Annotated in this window: 10 protein-coding genes and 1 pseudogene; 8 read left to right on the top strand and 3 right to left on the bottom strand. The window is 30.3% G+C overall.

Going from position 1 to position 9,348, the window contains the following annotated elements; genetic code table 11:
• Window positions 1–308: pseudogene (locus J7M77_RS12080) on the top strand (metal-dependent phosphohydrolase); the annotation flags it as partial.
• A gap of 383 nt (window positions 309–691) precedes the next feature.
• Here the strand turns inward: J7M77_RS12080 and J7M77_RS12075 are convergent.
• Complete coding sequence (locus tag J7M77_RS12075; protein ID WP_296878898.1) at window positions 692–1,318, bottom strand: GNAT family acetyltransferase; 627 nt, start codon at window positions 1,316–1,318, stop codon at window positions 692–694.
• Window positions 1,315–1,473 carry a hypothetical protein gene (locus tag J7M77_RS12070; RefSeq protein ID WP_296878896.1) on the bottom strand — a complete coding sequence of 53 codons (159 nt, stop codon included), beginning with the start codon at window positions 1,471–1,473 and terminating at the stop codon, window positions 1,315–1,317. The genes J7M77_RS12075 and J7M77_RS12070 overlap by 4 nt, the downstream gene beginning before the upstream one ends.
• 602 nt (window positions 1,474–2,075) lie before the next feature.
• Between J7M77_RS12070 and J7M77_RS12065 the strand changes: the two genes are divergently transcribed.
• Both J7M77_RS12065 and J7M77_RS12060 read left to right on the top strand, forming a co-directional pair.
• Window positions 2,076–2,402 carry a cyclic-di-AMP receptor gene (locus tag J7M77_RS12065; RefSeq protein WP_087299223.1) on the top strand — a complete coding sequence of 109 codons (327 nt, stop codon included), beginning with the start codon at window positions 2,076–2,078 and terminating at the stop codon, window positions 2,400–2,402.
• 54 nt (window positions 2,403–2,456) lie between these two features.
• Window positions 2,457–4,091, top strand: a complete 1,635-nt coding sequence (locus J7M77_RS12060; protein ID WP_296878891.1) for a GNAT family N-acetyltransferase — start codon at window positions 2,457–2,459, stop codon at window positions 4,089–4,091.
• A gap of 25 nt (window positions 4,092–4,116) precedes the next feature.
• On the opposite strand, the gene J7M77_RS12055 is transcribed toward J7M77_RS12060, so the two are convergent.
• Window positions 4,117–5,472 carry an NCS2 family permease gene (locus J7M77_RS12055; protein ID WP_296878889.1) on the bottom strand — a complete coding sequence of 452 codons (1,356 nt, stop codon included), beginning with the start codon at window positions 5,470–5,472 and terminating at the stop codon, window positions 4,117–4,119.
• Window positions 5,473–5,730: 258 nt separating this feature from the next.
• Here J7M77_RS12055 and J7M77_RS12050 point away from each other — a divergent pair, with 258 nt between their 5' ends.
• From J7M77_RS12050 to J7M77_RS12030, 5 genes are all read left to right on the top strand, one after another.
• Complete coding sequence (locus tag J7M77_RS12050; RefSeq protein ID WP_296878887.1) at window positions 5,731–6,531, top strand: folate family ECF transporter S component; 801 nt, start codon at window positions 5,731–5,733, stop codon at window positions 6,529–6,531.
• 60 nt (window positions 6,532–6,591) lie between these two features.
• Window positions 6,592–7,044, top strand: coding sequence for a stage V sporulation protein AC (gene spoVAC, locus J7M77_RS12045; protein ID WP_296878885.1), 453 nt, complete (start codon window positions 6,592–6,594; stop codon window positions 7,042–7,044).
• On the top strand, window positions 7,022–8,026 hold the full coding sequence (locus J7M77_RS12040; RefSeq protein WP_296878883.1) for a stage V sporulation protein AD: 1,005 nt from the start codon (window positions 7,022–7,024) through the stop codon (window positions 8,024–8,026). Before spoVAC ends, J7M77_RS12040 begins: the two co-directional genes overlap by 23 nt.
• Window positions 8,023–8,373 carry a stage V sporulation protein AE gene (spoVAE, locus tag J7M77_RS12035; protein ID WP_296878881.1) on the top strand — a complete coding sequence of 117 codons (351 nt, stop codon included), beginning with the start codon at window positions 8,023–8,025 and terminating at the stop codon, window positions 8,371–8,373. The genes J7M77_RS12040 and spoVAE overlap by 4 nt, the downstream gene beginning before the upstream one ends.
• Window positions 8,370–9,348, top strand: a 979-nt coding sequence (locus J7M77_RS12030; RefSeq protein WP_296878879.1) for a spore germination protein, incomplete at its 3' end; no start/stop codon positions are given. The genes spoVAE and J7M77_RS12030, both read left to right, overlap by 4 nt.

The raw sequence follows: 9,348 nt of genomic DNA, 5'->3' as shown, positions 1-9,348 counted from the left end.
TTAATGCTTTACAAACGATGTTATCATTTTTATCTAATCAGGTCCATTGCCATCCTATCTTAGTTAAAGAAAATATCAAACTAATGCGGATGATTGATCAATTATATAATGTTTATTATGAAGAATTGTTAGATGAAAATAACCGGGATTGTAAAATCAAAATGTTTGTTGGCAAAATGGTTCCTGAATACGCTAAAAATGATCCGGCTTTAATTGTTGCAGATTATTTGTCAATGATGACAGATACTTATGTCTTAAATGAGTATGAATCTATCTTTTTACCAATACAACATAATGAATTTCTTTAATTAAACAATAGAAGCACTCGTGTTGAGTGCTTTTAATTAAGCATTTAATAAAGAAAATAAAGGATAATATCAATTAAATAAGAAAATTTCAAATCGTTAAAACAATTTAAGAAATTTATTAAATTAAATAATATTAATCTTGCTATGATGAGGGAGAAATAAGCAATGTTTCATTGTCCTTCAAGCGAGTTTCAAATTAATTCCTCAAATGGAATACTTAATAGCATTAATTATAATTCTTTATTTAGTTAGATCAAAATATAAACTCATTATCAAAGCTCATTATTTTCTTTTAGAATACTTAATCTACATTCATATAATGCATAACTAAAAACAAAAATCAAGTGTTATCTATGTTAACTATAATTCGTAAAGCAAACCCTTTATTCAAAGATTTTGATGTTTTTATACTTTGCAATATAGCACAAAAGATTACTATCTTTTCCAGTATATATAGGTTCTTTTTTTGAATTAACATATAATTCAAAATGATTACGGCTATAAAAATCTTTTAATTTAGGTTCATCTTTACATTCAAGATAAACTAAATCTAGACCAACTGAATTATAGACTTCAAAAATAGTTTCTATAGCAAAAGCCAATAAATCGGATCCATCTATCGTATAATTTAATGCGTTATTATAATTTTTAGATAACTGACCAATTAAAACTGCTGAAATAACATCTTGATTTGTTTTACCACCAGTTAAACTCTTTCTTTTTGATTTACTTAAATCTTCAGATAAAATAAATGGTTTATTACTTAAGGTATAATATCCACAAAGTGAAAATTTTTGTTTAGAATTAACAAACCCAACTAAATATGTTTTACTTGATTGATATTCAGCTTTTTCAAATGAAACTGCTTTATGAGTTAAAAAATATTCAATATCTTTATCATAAGGGCAAGAAAAATCGGAGACGAGCTCTTTAAAAGCATCTTCTCCGATTTTATTTAAGAAATCACTCAAACTAAATTTAATAAAATTATCTTTCTCTAATTTTATCATTTTTTAAATAATTCCATCAATTCTTCTTCTGAAATCTTTTTACAACTTTTTTTTCTATTGATTATTAAAGGATTTGTATTTTTTAAAATTCTTAGCATACATTCTTCTGATTCATGATTTACAATAAAAGTCTTTTCAAAACTTTCAGTAGCCATAATTATCACCTCTATAATATATTTATGGTATTTATGATTTATGTTAATTATTAATTGTATTGTAACATATTTTTTCAGATATACAAACTTTAAGTTAAAATGTTTTGGATTAACATTTTTGATATCATGTCATAACACTAATTGGTATGTTTAAGCTGTTTTAGTTTGTAGTGAGTATAATCAATAATACTATGAGATTGAAGAAATTTAGATTTAATAATTTAATGTGTATAGATAAGATAAAAATGATAAGAAAATTAATGATTAATATCAATTGGATGGATAACTTAAAGAAAATCGTTAGAATAAATTAAGAGAGCTATCAAGTTAATTATATTAATATTGCTACAATGAAGGAAGGAATCATTGTACTTCAGGTGGGGTTGAAATTGTAATGAGATTTCTTAATGGAACACTTAATTTACATTTGTATAATTACATATTTGAAAATAAAAATCAAGTGTTATTAATGTCAAAAAATTTATTTTTAAAAAGTTTAATTTTAGGAATAATTTATTAATTAAAGTAAAATATACAAAAAGATACTAACTTTAAAGATTTGGTGTTATAATATAAACAAGAAGTACAAGGAGGAGTTCAAGATGAAACTTATAATTGCAATTGTTAATTCAGATGACAGCTCTGCAGTTCAAGGAGCACTTACTGAAAATGGATACTTCGTAACTAAATTATCTACTACTGGTGGTTTTTTAAAAAAAGGAAATACAACGTTCTTTGTAGGGACTAATGATGATAAAGTTGAAGATTGTATTTCAATCATAAAAGCTCATTCTAAAAAACGAGTTGAAAAAGAACCAACAGTTCCTCCAACTGAAATGGGGGAATTCTTCACACCAATCATGGTTGATGTGTTAGTTGGTGGTGCAACTGTATTTGTTTTAAATATCGATCAATTTGAAAAATTCTAAAAAAGAAGTGGCACTACCACTTCTTTTATTTTATAATGTTTTAAGGTGATTGTAATGGAATATAGATTATTAAAAAAAGAAGAAATAAGTGAAGTAATTGCTTTAGTTGATCGAACTGTAAAAAATGATTGTGATCAAGCAAAAATTAATCAGGCTGATTTTTATTTAAATAAACATAATTTAACGTACGTATGCATAGATAATGATAAGATAATTGGAATGATTACTTTAAGTAATGGTGATTATTTAAGTTTATTATTTGTTGATGAAAATTATCAAAGACAGGGAATTGGCAGTAAATTATTGGCTTTGATTGATAATTTAGTATTAGGAGATCTTAAAGTTAATGCGGACATTAAGAGTAAAGATTTTTATTTAAAAAATGGCTTTAAGTTATTAACTGATATGTCTAAACAAGATGAAAGTTTATTTTATCCTATGGTTAAAGAAAGAAAAATTAAACAGCGTTTTAAAGATTATGAAGAAGTTGTTGCTTTTATTAATAGCCAAAAAAATCGTGTTTACAGTTTAGATAATTTTAAACATTACATGGATGATCTAGGTAATCCACAACTAATTTTAAAGTGTGTTCATATTGGGGGAACTAATGGTAAAGGATCAACGACTAATTATATCAAAGAAGTTTTAAAACAAGCTGGTTATAAGGTGGCAACTTTTACTTCACCGGCTTTATATTCTCGTTTAGACATAATTCGCATCAACGATCAGTTTATTGATGAAGATACGATGGTCAAATATGCTAATCGTTATGTCGATTTATGGTTAAAATATGAAATATCATTATTTGAAATAGAAGTTTTTATTGCTATTATGTATTTTATTGAACAGGCGGTAGATATTGCTTTATTTGAAGTCGGTTTAGGTGGTTTATTAGATGCGACAAATATTGTTATGCCTAAACTTGCCATCAATACTAATATTGGTTTAGATCATGTTGATTATTTAGGCCATGATTATCAAAGTATTGCCAGAAATAAAGCAGGAATAGTAAAAGATGGTGTTGATTATTTAACGGGGGAAACGAAAAAAGAATGTCTTGATGTTTTTAAAGAAGTATGTACAAATTGTCATAGCAAATTATTAACAGTAGGACCAATTACCAATATTATTGATGGTAATAATGTTAGTTATCACTATCGTAATTATGATATTATTTTAGATACACCAGCTTTATATCAAATCAAAAATAGTGCTTTGGCTTTAGAAGCTTTATTATATCTAAAAAAACATGGTCATGTCATGTTTAGTGATGATGATTTATTACAGGGAATGTATAATGCCCATTGGCCAGGAAGATTTGAAATAATTAAAGTTAAACCGTTAATTATTGTTGATGGTGCTCACAATAAAGAAGGTATTGATGCTTTTTATGAATGTGCTAAAAAATATGATCATATTAAAATAATTTTTAGTGCTCTTCGCGATAAAGACTATAAACATATGATTGAAAAATTGTTGCAGTTAACTGATGATATCACGATTTGCGAGTTTGAACATGTTCGTTCCAGTGATGCTAAAACATTGGCTAATGGTTTCAATGTTAAGATTCAGCCTGATTATAAACAGGCTATCCTCGATTCTTTAGATCATCAAGGAACGGTATTTGTTACGGGATCACTTTATTTTATTTCTAAAGTAAGGGAATATGTTATCAATGAATTAGATTAAAAAATCAGGAAATTTTCCTGATTTTTTAAATAACTGCTAATAAAATAAAATTTAAAATAAATAATAATGCGACAACGGCAATAATTGGATGAATGTCTTTAGTTTGTTTCTTAATAATTTTAACGATACAATAAGCAATAAAAGCCGTAGCAATACCATAAGAAATACTATAACATAAAGCCATAAAAATTCCGGCAAAGAAAGCTGGGATGGCTTCTTCTAAATCATTCCAGTTGATTTCAGTAAATGATGAAATCATCATAAATCCAACAATAATTAAAGCAGGGGCAGTAGCTGCTAATGGAATCGCACTGACAAACGTAGATAAAAACGAGCTTAAAATAAAACAGATGGCAACTACTACTGAAGTTAAACCGGTTCTTCCGCCAACTCCAATACCAGCAGCACTTTCGACAAAAGTAGTGGTATTACTAGTACCAAAAATTGCTCCAATTGAAGTGGCTGTAGCATCGGCAAACAACGCTTTATCCATCTTTGAACTAAAACCGCTGCCATGTTCTAAAGCTTCTTCATCTTCTTTAGAAAAAATTCCCGTTTTACGACCAGTTCCAATAAAAGTACCTAAAGTATCAAAAGTATCTGACATACTAAAAGCAAAAATAGTAATAATAACAAGTGGTAATTTAGACATATCACTAAATAGTGATGGCAAGCCCTGGCTTGTAAAAATAACCCCGAATGTTGAAGGTAGGGCATTTAAAGCATCAACGAAACTAACGGTATCGCTAGTTTTGGTAATGCCAAAAGGAATCCCGATCAAAGTGGTTACAATGATGGCAATTAAAATACCACCTTTAACATTTAAAATAGTTAAAATAATCGCTAATAATAAACCAATCAAAAAGATCCATAGAACTGGCTGATTAAGATTAGCCAAAGCTGGTACTCCGGAATCAAAATTGATCATTCCAACATTTAAAAATCCTAGATAGGCAATAAAGACCCCGATACCGCCACCAATGGCATTTTGCAATGATTGGGGAATTGCTTTGATGATCGTTTTACGAATTTTAGTAACAGTAATAAAAATGTTGATCAAACCACAAATAAAAACCATTGATAAAGCCTGTTGCCAAGTGAATTTTAATGCAAAACAAACCGTATAAACAAAAAAAGCATTAAGTCCCATTCCTGGTGCCTGGGCATAAGGTACATTAGCAACCAGTCCCATGATCAAAGTACCAATTACTGAAGCGATGATCGTCGCTAAAAAAACAGCACCCCATTCCATTCCTGATTGGCTTAAGGTATTAGGATTAACCGCAATGATATAGGCCATTGCAAAGAAAGTTGTAATCCCCGCCATAATTTCGGTAGAAATAGTGGTATTGTTTTCTTTTAGTTTAAAAAACTTCTCCATATTAATCTCCTTGTTTAAAATTTAGACCATCTAGACTTTACCATGTTTTGACGAATAAATCCAGTTAATAAAATGTTATTGCTATAAAAGAAGAATTGTAGTATTATTTTGGTTGTATACAATTTTGTATATAGATTAAGAAAAGGGGGAGTCTACTTTTTAGTAGCAATCGCATGTACGGTCATTGATCGGAATTAACGCCTGTGGACTAGAAACGAGGATGAAGCAGGAAAGATTGTAAATAAGTAGCAATCAATTATGATTCAAATTATTTGCGGAACTATTTTAGTGATGATCGGAGTATTGGTATTTTGGAAATATCCGATCAAAAGTGATACTAAATCACTTGCTTTATCAGCCTTATTTATTATTTTAGCGGCTGTATTAAAACGGTTATCAATTATGATACCATTATTTGGCTTTGAAAGCCTCAAGATTTCTATCGAAGTTATTCCCATGTTACTAGCCGGGATGGTCTTACCACCAGCTTATTGTTATATTATTGGGATTTCAGTCGATATTGTTGGTTTAATTGTTACACCAACTGGTTTTCCATTTTTGGGATTTACCTTAAATGCGGTACTTCAATGTTTGATCCCATCAATAATTGTTAAAACGGTTAAAGAAAAATATCTAAGCTATTTAGAAAGAATAATTCAGGTTTTATTGATTTTGTTAGTTATTGGAGCTTGTAGTTATTTATTTAGTTTAGATCAGGTCGTTATTTCAAATAATGTAGTTACGATCACTAATAATTTTAAATTGATCATGAGTGGAATTTGTGCTTTGATGGTAATTATTTTATTGGTAATGATGTATTTGTATAAAAAACGGTTGAATAAAACGGAATATTATTACTTTAATCTTTGGGTAATTGCTGTTGTAATTGTGGAAATGGTGATTGTCTTTGTCTTAACACCTTATTGGTTAGAGGTAATGTATGGAATTCCTTTTACGTTATCGTTATTTATTAGGGTTATCAAAGAATGTATAATGATACCAGTGGATATCATTTTAGGATATAATGTGTTTAGAGTAGTTAAGAAGTTGAAAATGTAATCGAGTAATTCGATTACATTTTTTGTTTATTTTTTTGATTAATGGAAAAAATATTGTGAGGTGAAAAAATTGGAAACATCTAAATATAATCAAGTTGCCGAAAAATTAAAGCCCCAAAAAAAAGTTTGGCAGCATTGTCTAAGTGCTTTTATTTATGGTGGAATAATTGGTGCAATTGGCCAGGGATTATTAGATTTCTATATGAATATTTTTAATATTAGTGAAGAAGAAGCTAGTCCAATGATGGTTATTACTTTAGTTTTAATTGCGGCTATTTTAACGGGAATAGGAATTTATGACCGTCTTGGTAAACGTGCTGGAGCTGGAACCTTTATTCCCATTACAGGATTTGCTAATAGCATGACTTCAAGTGCTTTAGAAGCTAAAAGTGAAGGTCTGGTTACCGGAATTGGCGCCAATATGTTTAAATTAGGAGGAACAGTAATTACTTTTGGTATCGTAGCATCGTTTATTTTAGGGGGGATCCGTTATGTCTTCAGTCTTATCGGGTAGTTCAATGGGTTTAAATAATGTTTATGTTCGTTCGATTGCAACTATTTGTGGTAAAGATGAATATAATGGTCCTTTAGGTAATTATTTCGATAAACATTATGATGACTTTCATTTTGGTCATAAGTCCTATGAATTAGCTGAAATTGCTATGCTCGATGAAACAATTGCCTTAGCTTTACAAAAAGGAAAACTAAAAATGGAAGATATTAATATTTATTTAGGCGGTGATCTAAATAATCAGGTTACGGCAACAAACTATACTGCCAAAAAATTTAAACGTCCATTAATGGCTATGTATGGAGCTTGTGCAACATTAGGACTAGTAATTAGTAATGCGGCAATGTTGATTGAAAATTATAGTATTCATAATGCCAACTGTTTTGTTGTTTCTCATAATGCTACGGCCGAAAGACAGTTTCGTTATCCCGTTGAATATGGAATCCAGCGCAAAGAAACCATGACTACGACAGCAACTGGAGCAGTAAGTGTAATCTTAGATAATAATCCTAGCCAGGTAAGAGTTGAATCACTTACACTTGGCAGAGTAATCGATTTAAATCAAAGTAATCCTAATGATATGGGTAGAGCGATGGCTCCAGCTGCCTTTGATACTTTGATAAATCATTTACAAGATTTAAAAAGAACGAGTGATTATTATGATTTAATCGTTACCGGGGATCTATCTAATTATGGTAAATCCATCATGAAAGTCTTAATGGATGAAAAAGGAATTTTGCATCAAAATTATGATGATTGCGGCTGTTTGCTCTATGACAGTAATCAAGATGTCAATCAAGGCGGCAGTGGACCAGCCTGTAGTGCTTTAGTTACTTTTGGCTATCTATATCAAAAATTATTGGAAGGAAAATATCAAAGAATTTTAGTAATTACAACTGGCGCACTATTATCACCGGTAATGACTAATCAAAAGCAAAGTATTCCTTGTATTGGTCATGCTTTTGCTTTGGAGGTGGTCAAATGAATTATCTCTTAGCCTTTTTATTTTGTGGCGGTATTTGTGTTGTTGCACAGTTAATCTATGAGTATACTAAATTAACACCAGGACATATTACGAGTTTATTTGTAGTAATTGGTGCTTGTTTAGATTTATTTCATTTTTATGATAAATTGATTGAAATCTTTCATGCCGGAGCATTATTACCGATTACTAGTTTTGGTCATTCTTTGATGCATGGTGCTTTAGCGGCGACCGAAGAATATGGGGTGTTTGGTTTAGCAATGGGTGTCTTTGATTTAACTGCAGCGGGTATTAGCAGTGCGATTTTATTTGCGTTTTTAGTGGCAATAATTACTAAACCAAAATCATGATTCAGGATAATCAATCATTTGATATTAATACCCGTACTCTTGATTTTAATCATCGTAAAGTAACTTTACATTATGTTTCAAGTTTATGCTCTGATGATCTAATTGCTTATTTAGTTGAAGGAATTACCAATCATCGTGGCAAAACGATCAAAGACTGTTTTAATAATGGTGATGTTAAAGAAGAACCTGATCATCAAAAAGCCATCTATGCTATGCTTTGTGGCTGTGCTTTAATTATCTATGAAAACCAGGATTATATCTTGGATACTAGACGTTTCCCTAGTCGATCGGTTGAAGAACCAGAAACTGAAAAAAGTGTCCGTGGTTCTAAAGATGGTTTTAATGAATCGCTGTTAACCTGTGCTGGATTGATCAGAAGAAGAATTCGAACTTTGGATTTAGTTTTAAATAAACAAACAATCGGTAAAAATAACCCCTTAGATATTTGTATCTGTTATTTAGATAGTGCGGTTGATAAACAAATGCTTACAACAATAACTTCAAGGGTCAAGGAAATTCAAAACCAGGATTTAGTCATGTCTGATCGTGCGGTCGAAGAAATGATCTTAGATCAAGGCTATAATCCTTTTCCCTTAGTTCGTTATAGTGAACGGCCGGATGTTGTTGCCACTCATATTTTACATGGAAGAATTGCGATTATTTGTGATACTTCATCCTCGGTAATGATGTTACCAACAACTATTTTTGAAATTTTAGAACATGTTGAAGAACATCGTCAGACACCAATTATTGGTACTTTCATTCGTTTAATTCGCTGCAGTGCGGTACTCATTTCAATTTATTTAGTACCGTTGTGGTTATTATTAGCTAATCCTGATTTAGAAATGATCTTTTTAGGCCAGGTATTGTTAGTTGAACTGGCAATTGAGTTACTTAGAATTGCGACGATTCATACCCCAACTTCCCTGTCGAATGCAATGGGAATGATTGCGGCGGTATTACTAGGACAATTTG

Source organism: Thomasclavelia sp., from assembly GCF_017889095.1.
In the GTDB taxonomy this organism is placed as follows: domain Bacteria; phylum Bacillota_I; class Bacilli_A; order Erysipelotrichales; family Coprobacillaceae; genus Thomasclavelia.
Note: the sequence above shows the minus strand (reverse complement) of the source record. Positions and strands in the feature narration are given on the sequence as shown.